Origin of the sequence: Aeromonas sp. S8(2024) (genome assembly GCF_041403085.1) — a bacterium.
GTDB lineage: Bacteria > Pseudomonadota > Gammaproteobacteria > Enterobacterales > Aeromonadaceae > Aeromonas > Aeromonas dhakensis.
The window spans coordinates 692,843-711,220 of sequence record NZ_JBGLRF010000001.1 but is presented as its reverse complement, the minus strand read 5'-3'; the positions used below and the strand labels follow the sequence as shown (position 1 = coordinate 711,220).

Sequence of the window (18,378 nt, the reverse complement as noted above, 5' to 3'; positions counted from 1 at the left end):
AAACGAGGTTGCTGAATGACAGAAAAACGCAAGGGTGAGGGTGATAAGCTGCTCTACTGCTCTTTTTGCGGCAAAAGCCAGCATGAAGTGCGCAAGCTGATCGCTGGCCCTTCCGTCTACATATGTGATGAGTGCGTCGAGCTGTGCAATGACATCATCCGCGAGGAGATCCGCGAGATCTCGCCCAAGCGCGATGGTAGCGAGCTGCCGACCCCTCATGAAATCCGCGCTCATCTGGATGACTATGTGATCGGGCAGGAGTACGCCAAGAAGGTGCTGGCGGTAGCCGTCTACAACCACTACAAGCGGCTGCGCAGCGGCAGCGAGTCCGGTGGTGTGGAGCTGGGCAAATCCAACATCCTGCTGATCGGTCCGACCGGCAGCGGCAAGACCCTGCTGGCCGAAACCCTGGCTCGTCTGCTGGATGTGCCGTTTACCATGGCCGACGCCACCACATTGACCGAGGCCGGTTATGTGGGCGAGGACGTGGAGAACATCATCCAGAAGCTGCTGCAAAAGTGCGACTACGACGTGGAGAAGGCCCAGCGCGGCATCGTCTACATCGACGAGATCGACAAGATCTCCCGCAAGTCGGACAACCCCTCCATCACTCGCGACGTCTCCGGGGAAGGGGTGCAGCAGGCCCTGCTCAAGCTGATCGAAGGGACCATCGCTTCCGTGCCGCCGCAAGGTGGTCGCAAGCACCCGCAGCAGGAGTTCTTGCAGGTTGATACCTCCAAGATCCTGTTCATCTGTGGTGGCGCCTTCGCCGGCCTGGACAAGGTGATCGAGCAGCGCTCCGTCAAGGGCACTGGTATCGGCTTTGGTGCCGAGGTCAAGTCCAAGAGCGCCAAGGCGACCTTGAGCGAAAGCTTTGCCAAGGTGGAGCCGGAAGATCTGATCAAATACGGTCTGATCCCCGAGTTCATCGGCCGTCTGCCGGTGGTCGCGACCCTGACCGAGCTGGACGAGGCTGCCCTCATCCAGATCCTGAAAGAGCCGAAGAACGCGCTGACCAAGCAGTATGCCGCGCTGTTCGATCTGGAAGGGGTGGAGCTGGAGTTCCGTGACGACGCCTTGAACGCCATTGCCCGCAAGGCGATGGAGCGCAAAACCGGCGCTCGCGGTCTGCGTTCCATCGTGGAAGCCGTGCTGCTGGATACCATGTATGACCTGCCGTCGCTTGACGGTGTCAGCAAGGTGGTGATCGACGAGACCGTGATCAAGGGGGACTCCGCGCCCTTGATGATCTACGAAAATCCCGAGACCCAGGCCGCCGCATCAGAGTAAATGTCTGATTTTTAATCAAATGAAAGGGGCTTTTTGCCCCTTTCATGCTTTTTGCGGTTTCGGCGATTGAATCTCATCTAAGCGCCCCCATATACTCAGCCAAGCGCTTTGCCAACGGTATAACAAGCCGAGAGGACATATATGAACCTAGAGCGTTCAGAACGCATCGAGATTCCCGTCCTGCCTCTTCGTGACGTGGTGGTTTATCCCCACATGGTCATTCCACTCTTTGTGGGGCGGGAAAAATCCATTCGCTGTCTGGAAGCGGCCATGGAGCAGGACAAGAAAGTTCTGCTGGTGGCCCAGAAGGATGCGTCAACCGATGAGCCGACGGTGGAGGAGATCTTCTCCGTCGGGACAGTGGCCAATATTCTGCAGATGCTCAAGCTGCCCGACGGCACCGTCAAGGTGCTGGTGGAAGGGGGCCAGCGTGCCCGTCTTGAGCGGATGATCGACGACCGGGACTTCTTCGTTGGCGAGGCGCAGTACATCGCCTCCAAGGCGATCGACGAGAAGGACCAGGACGTGCTGGTACGTTCTGCCATCGGTCAGTTTGAAGGTTACATCAAGCTCAACAAGAAGATCCCGCCCGAGGTGCTCACCTCGATTTCGGCGATCGACGACGCGGCGCGCCTGGCCGATACCATGGCTGCCCACATGCCGCTCAAGCTCGAAGACAAGCAAAAGGTGCTGGAAATCGCCTCTGTGTCCGAGCGCATCGAGTTTCTGATGGCCATGATGGAGTCGGAGATCGACCTGCTGCAAGTCGAGAAGCGCATCCGCTCCCGGGTCAAGAAGCAGATGGAGAAGAGCCAGCGCGAGTACTATCTCAACGAGCAGATGAAGGCCATCCAGAAAGAGCTGGGTGAGCTGGAAGACAGTCCGGATGAGTTCGAGGCCCTCAATCGCAAGATTGAAGAGGCCGGCATGCCGGAAGATGCCCGTGAGAAGGCGCAGGCCGAGCTTGCCAAGCTGAAGATGATGTCCCCCATGTCGGCGGAAGCCACCGTGGTGCGCAGCTACGTCGACTGGATGGTGCAGGTGCCGTGGAAGGCGCGTTCCAAGGTCAAGAAAGACCTGGGCAAGGCGCAAGAGGTGCTGGATGCCGATCACTATGGCCTGGAGAAGGTCAAGGATCGCATCCTCGAGTATCTGGCGGTGCAGGCGCGGGTCAACAAGCTCAAGGGCCCCATCCTCTGTCTGGTTGGGCCTCCCGGTGTGGGTAAGACCTCGCTCGGTCAGTCCATCGCCAAGGCCACCGGTCGCAAATATGTGCGCATGGCGCTCGGCGGCGTGCGTGACGAGGCGGAGATCCGCGGTCATCGTCGTACCTACATCGGTTCCATGCCCGGCAAGCTCATCCAGAAGATGGCAAAAGTCGGCGTGAAGAACCCGCTGTTCCTGCTCGACGAGATCGACAAGATGAGCTCGGACATGCGCGGCGATCCCGCCTCCGCCCTGCTGGAAGTGCTGGATCCCGAGCAGAACAACAGCTTCAACGATCACTACCTGGAAGTGGATTATGACCTGTCGGACGTGATGTTCGTGGCCACCTCCAACTCCATGAACATCCCGGGTCCGCTGCTGGACCGGATGGAAGTGATCCGTCTGTCCGGTTACACCGAAGACGAGAAGCTCAACATCGCCAAGCAGCATCTGGTCTCCAAGCAGATCCAGCGCAACGGCCTGAAAGAGTCCGAGATCACCATCGAGGATTCCGCCCTGGTCGGGGTGATCCGCTACTACACCCGCGAGGCGGGGGTGCGTAGCCTGGAGCGCGAGATCTCCAAGATTTGTCGCAAAGCGGTCAAGCGCATCCTGCTGGACAAGAGCATCAAGCATGTTCAGGTCAATCAGGCCAACCTCAAGGAGTTCCTCGGGGTGCAGCGTTTCGACTACGGCAAGGCGACCGACCAGAACCAGGTGGGTCAGGTCTGTGGTCTGGCGTGGACCGAAGTGGGGGGCGATCTGCTCACCATCGAGACCACCAACATGCCGGGCAAGGGCAAGCTCACCTACACAGGCTCCCTTGGTGACGTGATGCAGGAGTCCATCCAGGCCGCCATGACGGTGGTGCGGGCCCGTGCCGAGAAGCTGCGCATCAATGCGGACTTCTACGAGAAGCGCGACATCCACGTGCACGTACCGGAAGGGGCCACCCCCAAAGATGGTCCGAGCGCCGGTATCGCCATGTGTACCGCCCTGGTCTCCAGCTTGACCGGTAATCCGGTTCGTGCTGATGTGGCCATGACGGGGGAAATCACCTTGCGCGGCGAAGTGCTGCCCATCGGCGGTCTCAAAGAGAAGCTGCTGGCGGCTCATCGTGGTGGCATCAAGCGTGTGCTGATCCCGAAAGAGAACGAGCGGGACCTCGAGGAGATCCCGGACAACGTCAAACAAGACCTTGAAATTCATCCGGTTCGCTGGATTGATGAGGTGCTGGAACTGGCGTTGCAGGACAATCCGCAAGGGTTTGAGCGCGTTTCTGTCGTATAAATGTTGATGCGCCGCAAATTTGGCGCATTCGGGCGGTGGTTAAGGCTTGCATGCTCCGGATAACGGAAGTAGCCTTGACCACCGATCGGGAACTCATGATGAGTCGCAAGGCGTGATGTGGCGCGGGTTTGCGCCAGATTGTCACTTGCAACTGATCAGGAGGCTTGCTATAAAACCTCCACTTGTTGTGGCCAGGGAAATCGGCGCCGCAGCGATGTTCGATAAAAGGGGAATATAAGAGTGAATAAATCTCAACTGATTGACAAGATTGCAGACGGTGCTGATATCTCCAAAGCCGCTGCTGGCCGTGCGCTGGATGCTTTCATTGACGCCGTCGGTGAAGCTCTGAAAGAGGGTGACCAGGTTGCTCTGGTTGGTTTCGGTACTTTCGCCGTGCGCGAACGTGCTGCCCGTTCTGGCCGTAACCCGCAAACTGGCGCGACCATCGAAATCGCCGCTGGTAAAGTTCCTGCCTTCAAAGCCGGTAAGGCCCTGAAAGACGCGGTCAACTAAGCCGGGCGCTGATATCACATCGGCACCGTCCTTGGTCACAGACCAGACAAGTGAGAGGGCTCTCCCTCATACTGATTGACCAAGGCGCATCGCAATCGGTGCGCCTTTTCATTATTTACGCCCATCGAGTTCGGGAGCATAAGTACAAACATGATGTTGGATAAACTACGCGAAGGGGCGCAGGGCAAGGTGGCCAAGGTTATCTTGGGCCTGATCATCCTCTCCTTTGCCTTGGCCGGTGTAGGTAGCTATCTGAACGGTCCGGCCCGTACCGCCCCCGCCACCGTCAACGGCACGGATATCACTGCCGCGGCACTGGAAAATGCCTACCGCAACGAGCGCGCCCGCATGGAGTCCCAAATGGGGGAGTCCTTCAATCAGCTGGCCGCCAATCCCGATTACATGAAACAGTTCCGTCGCGGCGTACTGGACCGTCTGATCGATCAGGCCCTGTTTGACAGCAAGGCCCGTGAACTGGGTCTGCGGGTCAGCGATGAGCAGATCAAGCAGGCCATCGTAGCCATGCCCGAGTTTGCCGAAGAGGGCAAGTTCAACAACGATCGCTACCTGCAGCTGATCCGCCGTGCCGGCATGACCCCCGAGATGTTCCGTGACTCCCTGCGCCAGGACATGGTGCGTCAGCAACTGATGGGCGCCCTGCTGGGCACCGAATTTGCGCTCAAGGGTGAAGCCGAGCAACTGGACAAGCTCTACAACCAGACTCGCGATCTGCGTCTGGTGCGCCTGGCCGCCTCCGCCTATCTGGGTGACGTGAAAGTCTCCGATGAAGAGGTGGAGCAATACTACAAGGCCAACAGCAACCGCTTCATGAACGACGAGCAGGTCAAGGTCGACTATCTGCTGCTGGACGCCGCCACCCTTGGCAAAGACGTCAAGGTAAGCGAGCAGGATGCCCAGGACTACTACGATCAGCACCAGGATCTGTTCCAGCGTGCCGAGCGTCGCCACGTGGCTCACATCCTGATCCCGTTTGGCAAGGACGAGAAAGCCGCCGAGCAGAAGGCTGAAGCCGTACTGGCCAAAGCCAAGGCGGGTGACGACTTCGCCGCGCTGGCCAAGGCCGACTCATCCGATACCTTCTCCGCCAAGAAGGGCGGCGAGCTGGACTGGTTCGAGAAAGGGGTGATGGATCCGGCGTTCGAGAAGGCGGCCTTTGCCCTGGCCAAGGCCGGCGATCTCTCCGCCGTCGTCAAGAGCCCGTTCGGCTTCCACGTCATCAAGCTGCTGGGGGTTGAACCGGCCCAGACCAAGCCGTTTGCCGATGTGAAGGCAGAGACCATCAGCCGTCTGCAGAGCGACAAGGCCAAGGAGCTGTTCTTTGCCGAGCAGCAGAAGATGGCCGACAGCAGCTTCGAGAACCCGGACTCGCTGGACTTGACCGCCGAGACCATGGGCCTCAAGGTGCAGTCCACCGGTTACTTCAGCCAGGCTGATGCCCCGGCACCGCTCAATGATCCCAAGGCGCTCTCTGCGGCCTTCTCCGAGCAGCTGCGCGATGACAACACCAACTCCGACGTGATCGAGCTGGCTGACGGCAAGGCGTTGGTGATGCACATCACCGGTCACCAGCCGAAAGCGGCCAAGCCGCTGGCGGAGGTGAAAGAGCAGGTGATCGCCGCCATCAAGCACGACAAGGCCAGTGAAGTGGCCCGTGGCAAGGCGCAGGGTCTGCTGGACAAGCTCAAGGCCGGCGAGAACATCCAGCCCGAGCTGACTGCACTGGGTCTGAAGGTGGAGAACCACGATGGCGTCGCCCGTTTCGCCCAGGATCTGGATCAGAACCTGGTGGCACAGGCGTTCCGCATGCCTCATCCGGTCGATGGCAAGCCGAGCGTCGAGCTGGTGACCGAAGCCAATGGTGACCGCGTGGTGGTGGCCCTGGACAAGGTGACCGTCGCCAAGGAGCCGTCCGGCATGGCCAAGCTGCTGCAAGGCCAGCTGGGTCAGGGCAAGGCTCAGGTGAGCTACAAGTCTCTCATCGACGAGCTGCGCAAGTCTGCCAAGATTGAGTACTTCACCGACGTGGAAGCCACGGTCGAATAAGTCAAACCGATCCCAGTCGATATGAGAACGGCCCCTTGATGGGGCCGTTTTTTTATCTGCACGCGGTAGAAGGGGCGGGATGTGCTGCTCCTTCTGGCCGAAGATAAGCTGCCTGGCGGAAGGTCAGTTGCGGGAGCCAAACCCTTGGCTCTTCTGGTCTGCATCCCAAGAGGGAGCCTTGCCAACAGGCATAAAAAAACCGGCACTCAGGTGCCGGTTTTCATTGACGGGATGTGCGGGCAGGGGATTATACCACGCCCTGGGTACGCAGGTAATCCTCGTAGGTACCGCCGAAGTCGCGGATCCCGTTCTCGGTCAGCTCCAGGATGCGGGTCGCCAGGGAGGAGACAAACTCACGGTCGTGGGAGACGAAGATCAGGGTGCCCTTGTACATCTCCAGCGCCAGGTTCAAGGATTCGATGGATTCCATGTCCAGGTGGTTGGTCGGTTCATCCATGATCAGGATGTTGGGGCGCTGCATCATCAGCTTGCCGAACAGCATGCGGCCCTGTTCACCACCGGAGAGCACCTTGACCGGCTTCTTGATGTCGTCCTGGGAGAACAGCAGGCGGCCCAGCACGGAGCGTACGGCCTGCTCGTCTTCGTTCTCCTGTTTCCACTGGGCCATCCAGTCGAACACATTGAGGTCGGTGTCGAAGTCCTCGGCGTGATCCTGGGCGTAGTAGCCGATCTGAGCGTTTTCGGACCACTTGATGGTGCCGGTATCCGGTGCCAGTGCCCCAACGAGGGTCTTGATCAGGGTGGATTTACCAATACCGTTGGTACCCAGAATGGCGACCTTCTCGCCCACTTCCAGCATCATGTTGAGCCCCTTGAACAGGGGGCCGTCGCCATAACCCTTGGAAACGCCTTCGATCTCCAGGATGTTGCGGTAGAGCTTCTTCTCCTGCTCGAAGCGGATGAAGGGGTTCTGGCGGCTGGAGACCTTCACTTCCTCAATCTTGATCTTGTCGATCTGCTTGAGGCGAGAGGTGGCCTGGCTGGACTTGGAGGCGTTGGCGCTGAAACGCGACACGAAGGATTGCAGATCGGCGATCTGGGCCTTCTTCTTGGCGTTGTCGGCCAGCAGCCGCTCACGGGCCTGGGTAGCAGCGGTCATGTACTCGTCGTAGTTGCCCGGGTAGACGCGCAGCTCGCCGTAGTCCAGATCCGCCATGTGGGTGCAGACGGAGTTCAGGAAGTGACGGTCGTGCGAGATGATGATCATGGTGCTCTCGCGATCGTTGAGCACCTGTTCCAGCCAGCGAATGGTGTTGATGTCCAGGTTGTTGGTCGGTTCGTCCAGCAGCAGGATGTCGGGGTTGGAGAACAGCGCCTGTGCCAGCAGCACCCGCAGTTTCCAGCCCGGCGCTACTTCGCTCATCGGGCCGTTGTGCTGCTCGATGGGAATGCCGGCACCCAGCAGCAGCTCGCCTGCGCGCGCTTCGGCGGTATAACCGTCATACTCGGCGACCAGGCCTTCCAGCTCGGCGGCCTTCATGTAGTCGTCGTCGGTCGCTTCCAGGTTGGCGTAGATGGCATCGCGCTCGGCGATGGCGGCCCACAGCTCGGTGTGACCCATCATGACCACGTCCAGCACGCGCATCTCTTCGTAGGCGAACTGATCCTGACGCAGCTTACCGATCCGCTCGTTGACGTCCAGGCTCACATTGCCGCCAGTGGGCTCCAGATCGCCGCCGAGGATCTTCATGAAGGTGGACTTGCCACAGCCGTTGGCGCCGATGAGGCCGTAGCGGTTGCCGCCGCCAAACTTGACGCTGATGTTCTCAAACAGCGGCTTGGCGCCGAACTGCATGGTGATGTTGTTGCTTGAAAGCACTGGAATGTCCCGGTTGATCTGTCAAATGGCGCGCATTATGGCACAGATCCCCCGAAAGTTTTAGCAAGAACTGTGATCCGGGTCTATTGCAGGGGGGATTTGGATGGTGGTGCTGGGCACTCGCGTACCCTGGCGGCCATGGCCGCATAGATCGGACTGCAACGGGCGCTAACTGTAGCCTGTCGGCATGAAAAAAGCCGGCCCTGAGGCCGGCTTGCAACTGTCAATGGAAGGCTCAGTGGGAGCTGGCGCTGGCGGCGCCAAGCCCGGTCTGGGAGCGGACGAACTGCGGGAAGAACTTGGCGTGCTCCTCGGCAGCATTTTGTGACTTGTCGGTCACCGAGAAGAACCAGATCCCGACAAACGCCAGCCCCATGGAGAAGAGGGCGGGGTACTCGTAGGGGAAGATGGCCTGGGCATGACCCAGCACTTTCACCCACACGGTCGGGCCCAGGATCATCAGGCTGACTGCACTCACCAGCCCCAGCCAGCCGCCATAGACGGCGCCGCGGGTGGTCAGGCGTGACCAGAACATGGAGAGGAACAGCACTGGGAAGTTGCAGCTGGCGGCGATGGAGAAGGCCAGACCCACCATGAAGGCGATGTTCTGCTTCTCGAACAGGATCCCCAGCCCGATGGCCACCACACCCAACACTATGGTGGTGAGCTTGGAGACGCGCAGCTCGTCGGCTTCGTTGGCCTTGCCCTTCTTGATGACGCTGGCGTAGAGGTCGTGGGAGACCGCAGAGGCGCCGGCCAAGGTCAGTCCGGCCACCACCGCCAGTATGGTGGCAAACGCCACGGCGGAGATGAAGCCCAGGAACAGGCTGCCGCCTACCGCATCGGCCAGGTGAATGGCGGCCATGTTGGTGCCGCCCAGCAGGGCGCCGGTGGCATCCTTGAAGTCCGGGTTGGTGCTGACCAGCAGGATGGCGCCAAAGCCGATGATGAAGGTGAGGATGTAGAAGTAGCCGATGAAGCCGGTGGCATAGAACACCGACTTGCGGGCTTCCTTGGCGTCACTCACGGTGAAGAAGCGCATCAGGATGTGGGGCAGGCCGGCGGTACCGAACATCAGGGCCAGACCCAGCGAGATGGCGGAGATGGGATCGGCGACCAGGCCGCCCGGGCTCATGATGGCGATCCCTTTCTCGTGCACCTTGACCGCTTCACTGAACAGGGTGCCGATGTCGAAGTTGACCGACTTCATCACCATGATGGCCATGAAGCTGGCACCGGAGAGCAGCATCACCGCCTTGATGATCTGCACCCAGGTGGTGGCCAGCATGCCGCCAAACAGTACGTAGAGCACCATCAGGATGCCGACCAGCACCACGGCCACATGGTATTGCAGGCCGAACAGCAGCTCGATCAGCTTGCCGGCACCGACCATCTGGGCGATGAGGTAGAGGGCGACCACCACCAGCGAGCCGCTGGCGGAGAGGGTGCGCACCTCGGTCTGCTTGAGGCGGTAAGAGGCCACGTCGGCAAAGGTGTACTTGCCGAGGTTGCGCAGCCGTTCGGCGATCAGGAACAGGATGATGGGCCAGCCCACCAGAAAGCCGATGGAGTAGATGAGACCGTCGTAGCCGGAGGTGTAGACCAGCGCCGAGATGCCGAGGAAGGAGGCGGCGGACATGTAGTCACCGGCGATGGCCAGACCGTTCTGGAAGCCGGTGATGCGCCCGCCGGCGGCGTAGTAGTCGGCGGCCGAGCGGTTGCGCTTGGAGGCCCAGTAGGTGATGAACAGGGTTGCCGCCACGAAGACCACGAACATGATGATGGCCGGGATGTTGAGGGGCTGGCGATGCACTTCGCCGGTCAGCGCATCGGCTGCCAGCAGGGGGAACGATGCCAGCAGGGCCGGCAGCAGCAGAAACTTGCCTTTCATGATTTCACTCCCTTGAGGATCTTCTGGTTCAGTTCGTCAAACTCGCCGTTGGCCCGAAACACGTAGACACCGGTCAGCACGAAGGCGGACAGGATGAGACCTATCCCGACCGGGATGCCGCGGGTGACGGAAGATCCTTCGCTCAAGGGGGTGCCCAGCCAGCCGGGGGCAAAGGCGATGAGCAGGATGAACGCCAGGTAGAGCCCCAGCATCAGGATGGAGAGGGACCAGGCGAAGCGCTGGCGCTTGGCGACCAGCGCCTGGAAGTTGGGATCTTGCTGGATCCGAAGATAAGGTTGCTGTTCCATTGCAGTGCTCCATGACGTTGAGTGTCAGCGGTGGATGAGGGGGTTCCCTACCGGGCAGCCTAAGCTGTCCATGTAACCAAAATGTGAATCAAATGTTATTTGTGGACAATTAGACTTTGGGATAAGCCAGTGGCCCGCCCTGATGCAGGCGCAGGAAGATGAGGGCCGCGGTGATGGCGTCGCTGAGGGCGTCGTGGGCGGGCAGGGGGGGAAGTGCCAGATGGTGGCAGATCGCCGCGAGACGAAGATCGATGACGGCCTCAGGATAGCGGCGATAGAGGTGATCGTGGTAGAGCCGGCTCACTTCTATGCCTCGCTGCGCCAGGGTCAACCCCCACAACTTGCGGCAGGCCAGGTTGAGGATGCGCAGATCATAGGCGATGTGATACCCCACCAGTTCACGGGGGCCGATGAAGGCAAGCAGCTGATGCAGCGCGGCTTCCAGCTCCATGCCCTGTTGCAGATCCTGATGGCGCAGACCGTGGATCACCACCGACTCGGCGGTGAGGTTGTCGGGTGGCAACACCCGCAGGGAGAGCGCTTCTCCGGTCAGCAGCCGGTTGCCCCGAATGCGCACCGCCCCGATGGCGACGATCTCGGCCCGGTCGGGATCCAGGCCGGTGGTCTCGAAGTCGAGGGCCACCCACTCGTCGGCAGGGGGGGCGGCAAAGAGCGGCGCGAACGCCGAGGCGTGAAAGCGGCGGCCAAGCCAGTGACGACGCAGGCGGCTCAACACGGCTATTGCCTCAGACGAAAGTGCAAGGTGAGCCACTGCTGGAACTTCTTCACCTGATGCAGCGCCTGGCGCAGCAGGTCCCGCTCGCCATGGCTGAGATCATTGACCTGCACCCTGCTCTCCCCCTCCTTGAGCTGGCTGCGCAGCCTGAGTCGCACGAACAGTCTGAACGCCTCCGCCAGATCGGCGCCAAAGCTGGCGCTGAGCCGCTCTGCCGCCACCAGCGCCTCGATGCGCCCCAGGGTGGAAGTTTCCAGGATGGTAGCTTCCAGCGCCAGCATGCGGATGCCGTGCACCAGCGGGAAGAGGCCGCCACGTTTCAGATCCAGCCCCTCCGGTGCCCGCTCCAGCCGGCCAAACAGGGTGAGGGGGGCGTGAAAGGCGACCGCCGGCCGCACCATCTCCGCCAGCAGATCTCCCCGCTCGGCCAGCTGCTCGCGCAACTTGCGGGCAACGGGGGGAAGGAGGGCGCGATCGCCGGCGATGGGGTGGGCGTCGGCCAGGGTGGCCAGCCAGAGCAGATCCTCTTCCCTGGCTTCGACGCAGGCCCGCTCGATCTCCTGCAGCCAGCCGTCGAGGGATTTGACCCAGGCGGGGTTGTTGACCATCACCCGGCCGGGGCAGGGCGGGTAGCCGAGCCTCGCCAACAGCTCGCTGAAGGTGGCCAGATCGGCCTGCTGGGTGGGCCAGTGCAGGTCGGCGGGCAGGATCAGGGCATTGTCCTGATCGGTTTTGAGGATCTGCTCGCCGCGCCCCTCTGAGCCCAGCATCAGCAGGCAGACCCGCTCCTGCACCTCGGGCGGGATCACCAGCGCGAAGGCCTTGGCGATCAGCTGCTCGTTGATGGTGGCGATGAGCTTCATCAAGAAGGCGGTGTGGATCCCCTGGGCGAACAGGGAGCGGGTCAGCTGCTGCTGTTCACGGGCCACCGCCTCCAGCGCCGGCAGGGTGTCGGCGCGGGCGATGCGCAGGGTCAGCACGTGGGAGTGGGTGGAGAAGAGGCCGAGCACCTGGGTGAGGTGCAGGATCCCCGCCACCTCCTGTCCCTGCCAGACAACCAGCCGCTTGATGCGGTGGCGGGTCATCAGCAGCAGGGCATCGAACAGATAGCTGCCCTGGGCCAGCCCGATCAGCGGGGTGGGGGTCAGCACCGCCAGCGGCGCCGTCAGCGGCAATCCCTTGAGGGTGAGGGCGTGTAGCAGGGTCTTGCGGGTTGCGAGACTCAGGCTGCCGTCCGTGGCGGGGTAGAGCAGGCAATCGGTGCCCCTGGCCACCATGGCCTCGGTGGCGGCCAGGAGCGACAGGCGGCTGTCGACGATGAGCGGTGGCTGCAGATGGCCGGGCTCGATGCGGGTCAGGATGAACTCCGCCAGATTCTTCTGACCCAGCTGGGCGCGCTGCTCCTGCAGCTGCTGCCGCTGTGCCAGGCTGGCGGTGAAGTAGCGGGCGAAGGTGTCGTTGCCTTCACACAAGGCCAGGAAGGTATCGCGGGGGATCAGCTGGCAGAGCAGATCGTCCAGCGCGTTGAACTGGTGGCGACAGTGGCCGTCGAACTGGGCGCGCACATCGAACATGTCCCCCTCGCCGTAGTCGCCGAACTGATGGTGGGGGGTCGACTCCTCCACCGCCCCCTTGATGACGAGGTAGAGGCCGGGCGGGGCGTCGCCGGCCTTGAGCACAGCTTGGCCGGCGCGAAAGTAGCATATGGAGAGGGCCTGCCCCAGTTGTTGGCGCTCAGGCTCGGTCAGGCACTCAAACGGCGGACGGGCAAAGTTGAACAGGGTGGTCATGGCAATCCTTGGCCGGTGGCGTCAAATCAGTCTGACAAAGCGGCGTGCTGCCGGCCAGCCGACTTTAGTCGCACGGCCAGCCGATCCCATGGGCCGCTGTACCTGATGATAACACTCTGATAACGTTGTGGTATGACCAGTGTGAGCTCAGGAGAGGACAGGGGAAAATGGAAAAACCAAGGGTCAAATGCGAGATCCGGGACGGCATCGCCGAGGTGATGCTGGCGCGGGGCGACAAGCTCAATGCGCTGGACAGGGCCATGTTCAGCGCCATCGACGGGGTACTCGAGCAGCTGCGCCAGCACAAGGGGTTGCGGGCGGTGATCCTGCACGGGGAGGGGCGGGCCTTTTGCGCCGGGCTGGATGTGAAATCCATGCTCAAGCAGCCGGTGGCGGCGCTCGAGATTTTAAAACGCGAGGCGGACGAAGCCACCAACCTGGCCCAGCGGGTGGCCTATGGCTGGCATCAGCTGCCGGTGCCGGTGATCGCCGTGACCCAGGGGGTCTGCTTTGGCGGCGGGCTGCAGATCGCCCTTGGCGCCGACTTTAGGTTCAGCACCCCCGATTGCCGCTTCTCGGTGATGGAGGTCAAGTGGGGCATCATCCCCGACATGAGCGGCAGCGTCACCCTGCGCAACCTGATGGGGGTGGATACCGCCATGGAGCTGGCCATGAGCGGGCGCGAGCTGGCGGCGCCGGAGGCCAAGTCCCTCGGGCTGGTGAGCCGGGTCTGCGACGATCCGCTGGCCCAGGCGCGGGAGTTCGCGAGAACTCTCATCACCAAGTCGCCGGACGCGCTGGCGGGGATCAAGCAGCTCTACAACCAGGCCTGGGCCCGCAGCGACGAGGCGATGCTCAAAGAAGAGACCCGGTTGCAAAAGCAGATCCTGGGACGCCCCAACCAGTGGCGCGCCACCCTCAACAGCCTGTTTCGCTGGCGCCTGCCGTTCGGACCGCGCCGCAATGCGCTCTGACAGGCGGGATAAAAAGAAATGGTATCGATCTGGTGCCAAGGCCATTGAGGGCCCCAGCATCTGATCGAACCGTTCTGGTTTCATTTCCTTATCCTCGGGTTGGGCTCATCGGTGACACGGAGGCCCAGCAGGTGGGTGTGCCCTAGGTAGGTGACGTTCTCGAAGAGCTGGATGAAGCAGAGCTGATACTAGGCGCTTTGGCTCCAGTAGTAGATGAGATCCCGATTCGGGCAGGGGATGGCGTACAGCTTGAGTTTGCCATCGACCTCTTCGGTTTTGAGCGCTTGCACGGGGTGTCGTAGCCGGACCCGCGATCGTGCTTCGGCCAGATGACGGCGGTGTAATAGGTCGGATGGTAGGTTTTAGAGTTTGCCGTTGCAAGATAAGTTGTTGATTTTATTGTAAAATCAGGCAATGCGGGTTTATTGCAAAGTGTGTGGCCAGCGGGGCCGCATTACCAAGATCAACCGACTGAGCGATGATGTCTCAAATCTCTACTGCCAGTGCACCGATACAGAGTGTGGCCATCGCTGGGTGGCCACCTTGTCGTTCGCCCACACCCTAAGTCCCTCGGCCAAGACCACCAACCAGCTGGTGCTTAGCTTGATGGGGTCACTGACGCCAGAGGGGCGCAGCTGGTACTCAAAGGACTGGGGGCGCAATAGCGCTCCTAGTTGTTTTCCCACTCTTGCACGATGGATCGTCATCAGGGATACCCTCCTCTGTTACGGTCGCCACTGTCTATCCTCTCTTCGTTCCTCCCACAAGGCTGACCTTCATCAAAAAATGAGAAAGAAATCAGCCTGATAGATAACTATTTGCTGACTGCAATGGTTTACGTTTGATACCCTGTGTATCAGGAGAGGGGATACAAGGTTGTGAGTGCCTTTGAGTCCCTCCCCCTCAAATAATGAGGAAAGGTTCCATATATCCTCTGCGTGGGCCAAGCCTGTTTGCGTAGGGTTTTGAAATATCATCGATATTTTCAATGCAGCAAAAAGCGTGGTGTATATATACGGAACAGAGGTTCGTTACTATGTAGAAACCTTCCGCATAAAAACTGTTCTGCTTAAGGAAAAAATATGAGCATTCTGCAAAATTCATTTGATTTAGCTAAGGATTCTGCCGTTGAAATTTGGTCACTAGTCGGCGCCCAATATATAAATAACAATGATGTCTTGCACCCAGTGGAGCTCAAGGTGCAGAAAGCTATTAGCACGTTTTCGTTAAATGCAAGGAGAGTGCTTGAGTCGTTCGATAAAAGCAAAAAGTTTGGATTGAATCATAAGTGCTGGTCGCCATCTGGAAATATAGATCAGAGTGAAATTGAGCTAGATCTTTGGAATGCACTCAATTTAATTGTGCACGCCAATTCATTTGAAGTGGTTTTCGAACACTTGCCCGACCATCTGTCGTACATATCAGAAGATAATAAAGTCATATCATATGTGCAGGTATCGACTGATCGTAGAAGCGGCATATACGTTGATCCATTCTCAATGGCTTACAGTTTTTTATCTGAAGTCCAAGCGTATTATCAAAATGCATAACCAGGCAAAGCACGCGGATGTCAAAAGCTACGCTGCGCTCCACTTTTTTCACCGGTGTTTGCTGCGTTAGGGCAAAGGAGAATTTTGGTGCCAGTAAAAAGTTTTGATTTTGCCACTATTGAATCTTTGTCAAAGATATTGGGAGATACGCCCTTAGGTCTTACCGGAACTGAAATATCTAAATTCCTTTCGGAGTGTAGTATTGAGGACCCCGGTCTTAACTCTACAAAATGGAGACGACTTTACGACTCGCTTTCTCAAAAGCAGAAGAAAGATCGCTGTGCAAATAATGTAGTCTCTTTCATTCAGCATGTAATGCGACCTTCAAGGCATTTTGATAGACATGAATGGTTCCAGGATACAAGGGCTAGGCTAAATAAGGTTTTGTCTTTTGAGGGACTGGAGCTTGAAGATAACGGCAATATAAAGCAAGTACTAAGAACAAAAACGATATCTGAATCAGAGGCAAGAGCATCTAAGCTCAAGCAAAAGTTGCTGTCTAGGTGCGTTCATCCAGACGTACTCTACTTTTGTAAGTCCGAATTGTTAGTAGATAACTACTTTCATGCCGTCTTTGAAGCCACAAAGAGTATCGCTGAGAAGATCCGTCACAAAACGGGACTAACTTCAGATGGTGCAGCTTTAGTTGATGATGCTTTTTCTTTTAACAACAAAATACCACATTTAGCTTTGAGTTCTTTACAGACGGAGAGTGAGCAGAGCGAGCAAAAAGGTTTTGCTAACTTATTAAAAGGCATTTTTGGTACCTTTCGGAATACTACTGCACACGCGCCGAAAGTAACTTGGGTTATTGAAGAGCTGGATGCGCTGGATATACTGTCAACTGTTTCATTAATTCATAGGCGTTTGGATGGTGCAATCGAAGCTCAAAAAATGTACCAAGGCAGGCCCTAACAAACGGCTGTACAGATCTAGTTATCACCTGACACCGGTTTGAGGCCGGTGTCAGGTGATAACTAGATCTGTACAATCTGTCTTACATACATTGTTAAATTCGTACTATGCTACGAGCACACTTCATTCACTTGCTTTTCTATATGGTCTAATACTTGTTTAAAAACCATGTGCTGGGAATCAACAAACCAAACTATAGCCTCTGTCAAAAGTATTGTTTCTTCCTGAGTAATTTCAAAATCGTTGCCATTCTTTGGGTGCATCAAGCGATTGCGTATCTCGAATATTTCTTTCAGTTTATCGAATTCTCCAGTTCCAAAAACACCAGAAACATCTACACCATATTTTTTAGCAAAACACTTCAATGAGTCTTTGTAGTTATCAGCGCCAGAGCCATTTGTAAAGTTGCTCTTTATAAATTTCAACTGTCCGTTGCTGAACAATCCCTCTTCAGTCCTATCTAGTGTACGTTGAAGTGCACATTTGAGAATATATGAAAAACCGTCAATACAAGCACATGAACTACGAATGGTATTCCTGCTAACTATACCTCGCTTCTTTGCACTTTTTTTAATCGCCTTGTTAAGTGTCTGTAGGTTTTCACTAGCATCTTCAAACAAAATCTCAGTATTAGCCGTGAGGTATGCAATCTCTTGGTAAGCCGGAATCAAACAACTTTGAGCAAACTTAACACTATTTTTCATTTTCAAGATCGTTTCTTGCATTTCTTGCATTTCTTTCATTGCAACCCCATTAGGATTTAACAGTGATTAGATAGAGAGTTGTATCAATCCATTTATATCGACTTCTACCTAACACCCGATTATTTTTGTGATAACTAAAGACAATTAACTTTTAAATAATAGTATTACTAACATATATCAAATGTCTAGACGTAATCGCTTGACCTTGTTGTTTCGCCGTTGATTGTCTGCTTGTTGTTTACGTTAATGTCGATGCCCATTCCTCACTGTAGTCGTCCTGTTCCTGCATCCACCCAGGGATGTCCAGCTTCTCCAGTTCTGCCCACATGTGTGACTGATAGAGTTCCGGCAGCATCTCGATCCAGCTGTGCGCCCCAGCGTGGCCTTGTGACTGGTAGACCTTGCCGCACAGCTCAACCAGCATCGGCCAGTCCGGATCGCCTTCCGGCACCGCGTATTCATCCGGCTGGTACTGTTTGGCAGGCCACACTCCTTCTGGCTGCCAATCCGGTTCTCTTGGGAGCGATCGACTCGACTGCACCTGGCCGTTCTCCAACCAGAGGGTGAAACCATCTGCCCTGACACTAGCCCCAGCCCTCAATCGGTCGATGGAGAATGGCGATAACCCCCATTGTTCCCTCATGATCTGGTCTGCGAAGGCATCAGGATCCGGTAGCGTACAGTTATTGTCAGAGCTCCAAGGTGCCGGGCTGTCGCCCGTCTTAACCCCAACCCCCCTCGCTGCAGCCTCGGCGGCTTTCCTGGCTTCATGGGTGCCGACAGGCACAATTTCCCACCCTTGCAGGCGGGTCTTGATGCCCAGGCGAGCGGAGGTAATGCCCATCAGGCGCTTAATGGCTTCGCCATAGCTGTTGGCTTGCTCCTCAATGAGGTGGGCCAGCTTGATGGGGTGCTCGGCACGGGTTGCTAGTGCGCCGCCCATGGCGTGCAGGTAGCAGCGGAAAATGCCGTTATCTGCGGCAAAGCGGGCCGCCTCAAAGCGCGGGTCTTGCAGCACGGGCTTGGGTGGGCCAACCAGTTCGGCATGCTTCTTGGCGTTGCTGATGCGGCGCAGCTCGCGCCATACCCCAACCGGGGCGCCTCCGATCTGCTGGAAGGTGCGAATGCCCCACCAACTGGCCCAAGCCACGGCATGCAGGGCGCCCTCATCGGCGGCGGTGCCGGCCTCTTCGTCATTGTCCAGGTTGGCGCCGTCGATGCTTTTGGCACTCAACTAATTGAGTTGATGCAATCTATTGAAATTAAAGAAATAAAAATGGCAGCCGAGGCTGCCATTTTTGTTGGGT

General features: G+C 58.0%; 13 protein-coding genes and 2 pseudogenes. 8 read left to right on the top strand and 7 right to left on the bottom strand.

Annotation, left to right across the window (positions count from 1 at the left end):
• Positions 1 to 15 precede the first annotated feature (15 nt).
• The 4 genes from clpX to ppiD all read left to right on the top strand — a co-directional run bounded on the left by clpX (position 16) and on the right by ppiD (position 6,363).
• Positions 16 to 1,290, top strand: coding sequence for an ATP-dependent protease ATP-binding subunit ClpX (gene clpX, locus ACB031_RS03075; protein WP_005301524.1), 1,275 nt, complete (start codon positions 16 to 18; stop codon positions 1,288 to 1,290).
• 141 nt (positions 1,291 to 1,431) lie between these two features.
• Positions 1,432 to 3,786 carry an endopeptidase La gene (gene lon, locus ACB031_RS03070; RefSeq protein WP_005301522.1) on the top strand — a complete coding sequence of 785 codons (2,355 nt, stop codon included), beginning with the start codon at positions 1,432 to 1,434 and terminating at the stop codon, positions 3,784 to 3,786.
• Positions 3,787 to 4,026: 240 nt separating this feature from the next.
• Complete coding sequence (hupB, locus tag ACB031_RS03065; RefSeq protein WP_005315375.1) at positions 4,027 to 4,299, top strand: nucleoid-associated protein HU-beta; 273 nt, start codon at positions 4,027 to 4,029, stop codon at positions 4,297 to 4,299.
• A 150-nt stretch (positions 4,300 to 4,449) separates the two neighbouring features.
• On the top strand, positions 4,450 to 6,363 hold the full coding sequence (ppiD, locus tag ACB031_RS03060; RefSeq protein WP_371138979.1) for a peptidylprolyl isomerase: 1,914 nt from the start codon (positions 4,450 to 4,452) through the stop codon (positions 6,361 to 6,363).
• Positions 6,364 to 6,610: 247 nt separating this feature from the next.
• On the opposite strand, the gene ACB031_RS03055 is transcribed toward ppiD, so the two are convergent.
• From ACB031_RS03055 to ACB031_RS03035, 5 genes are all read right to left on the bottom strand, one after another.
• Complete coding sequence (locus ACB031_RS03055) at positions 6,611 to 8,203, bottom strand: ABC-F family ATPase (RefSeq protein WP_010633798.1); 1,593 nt, start codon at positions 8,201 to 8,203, stop codon at positions 6,611 to 6,613.
• A gap of 235 nt (positions 8,204 to 8,438) precedes the next feature.
• Complete coding sequence (locus tag ACB031_RS03050; protein WP_371138978.1) at positions 8,439 to 10,094, bottom strand: cation acetate symporter; 1,656 nt, start codon at positions 10,092 to 10,094, stop codon at positions 8,439 to 8,441.
• Positions 10,091 to 10,402, bottom strand: coding sequence for a DUF485 domain-containing protein (locus ACB031_RS03045; RefSeq protein WP_005301514.1), 312 nt, complete (start codon positions 10,400 to 10,402; stop codon positions 10,091 to 10,093). Before ACB031_RS03045 ends, ACB031_RS03050 begins: the two co-directional genes overlap by 4 nt.
• Positions 10,403 to 10,511: 109 nt before the next feature.
• Positions 10,512 to 11,138 carry a 3'-5' exonuclease gene (locus ACB031_RS03040; protein ID WP_371138977.1) on the bottom strand — a complete coding sequence of 209 codons (627 nt, stop codon included), beginning with the start codon at positions 11,136 to 11,138 and terminating at the stop codon, positions 10,512 to 10,514.
• A gap of 2 nt (positions 11,139 to 11,140) precedes the next feature.
• Positions 11,141 to 12,928: a putative nucleotidyltransferase substrate binding domain-containing protein gene (locus ACB031_RS03035; protein WP_371138976.1), complete on the bottom strand. Its 1,788-nt coding sequence runs from the start codon at positions 12,926 to 12,928 to the stop codon at positions 11,141 to 11,143.
• Positions 12,929 to 13,095: 167 nt separating this feature from the next.
• On the opposite strand from ACB031_RS03035, the gene ACB031_RS03030 reads away from it, so the two are divergent.
• The 4 genes and pseudogenes from ACB031_RS03030 (at position 13,096) to ACB031_RS03015 (ending at position 16,367) form a co-directional block, all read left to right on the top strand.
• Positions 13,096 to 13,902: a crotonase/enoyl-CoA hydratase family protein gene (locus tag ACB031_RS03030; protein ID WP_371138975.1), complete on the top strand. Its 807-nt coding sequence runs from the start codon at positions 13,096 to 13,098 to the stop codon at positions 13,900 to 13,902.
• A 414-nt stretch (positions 13,903 to 14,316) separates the two neighbouring features.
• A pseudogene (locus ACB031_RS03025) lies at positions 14,317 to 14,567 on the top strand (ogr/Delta-like zinc finger family protein).
• Positions 14,568 to 14,984: 417 nt separating this feature from the next.
• Positions 14,985 to 15,452: a hypothetical protein gene (locus ACB031_RS03020; protein ID WP_371138974.1), complete on the top strand. Its 468-nt coding sequence runs from the start codon at positions 14,985 to 14,987 to the stop codon at positions 15,450 to 15,452.
• 87 nt (positions 15,453 to 15,539) lie between these two features.
• Positions 15,540 to 16,367 carry a TIGR02391 family protein gene (locus tag ACB031_RS03015; protein ID WP_371138973.1) on the top strand — a complete coding sequence of 276 codons (828 nt, stop codon included), beginning with the start codon at positions 15,540 to 15,542 and terminating at the stop codon, positions 16,365 to 16,367.
• 110 nt (positions 16,368 to 16,477) lie between these two features.
• Here the strand turns inward: ACB031_RS03015 and ACB031_RS03010 are convergent, their stop codons facing one another.
• Together ACB031_RS03010 and ACB031_RS03005 are read right to left on the bottom strand one after the other, a co-directional pair.
• Positions 16,478 to 17,110, bottom strand: coding sequence for a hypothetical protein (locus ACB031_RS03010; protein WP_371138972.1), 633 nt, complete (start codon positions 17,108 to 17,110; stop codon positions 16,478 to 16,480).
• 199 nt (positions 17,111 to 17,309) lie between these two features.
• Positions 17,310 to 18,299: pseudogene (locus ACB031_RS03005) on the bottom strand (replication endonuclease); the annotation flags it as partial.
• Between the last annotated feature and the right edge of the window lie 79 nt (positions 18,300 to 18,378).

Coding starts and splice junctions, on each gene's coding strand:
- ACB031_RS03020 (WP_371138974.1), top strand. CDS start 14,985: ATGAGCATTCTGCAAAATTCATTTGATTTAGCTAAGGATTCTGCCGTT.
- lon (WP_005301522.1), top strand. CDS start 1,432: ATGAACCTAGAGCGTTCAGAACGCATCGAGATTCCCGTCCTGCCTCTT.
- ACB031_RS03050 (WP_371138978.1), bottom strand. CDS start 10,094: ATGAAAGGCAAGTTTCTGCTGCTGCCGGCCCTGCTGGCATCGTTCCCC.
- clpX (WP_005301524.1), top strand. CDS start 16: ATGACAGAAAAACGCAAGGGTGAGGGTGATAAGCTGCTCTACTGCTCT.
- ACB031_RS03035 (WP_371138976.1), bottom strand. CDS start 12,928: ATGACCACCCTGTTCAACTTTGCCCGTCCGCCGTTTGAGTGCCTGACC.
- ACB031_RS03010 (WP_371138972.1), bottom strand. CDS start 17,110: ATGAAAGAAATGCAAGAAATGCAAGAAACGATCTTGAAAATGAAAAAT.
- ppiD (WP_371138979.1), top strand. CDS start 4,450: ATGATGTTGGATAAACTACGCGAAGGGGCGCAGGGCAAGGTGGCCAAG.
- ACB031_RS03030 (WP_371138975.1), top strand. CDS start 13,096: ATGGAAAAACCAAGGGTCAAATGCGAGATCCGGGACGGCATCGCCGAG.
- ACB031_RS03045 (WP_005301514.1), bottom strand. CDS start 10,402: ATGGAACAGCAACCTTATCTTCGGATCCAGCAAGATCCCAACTTCCAG.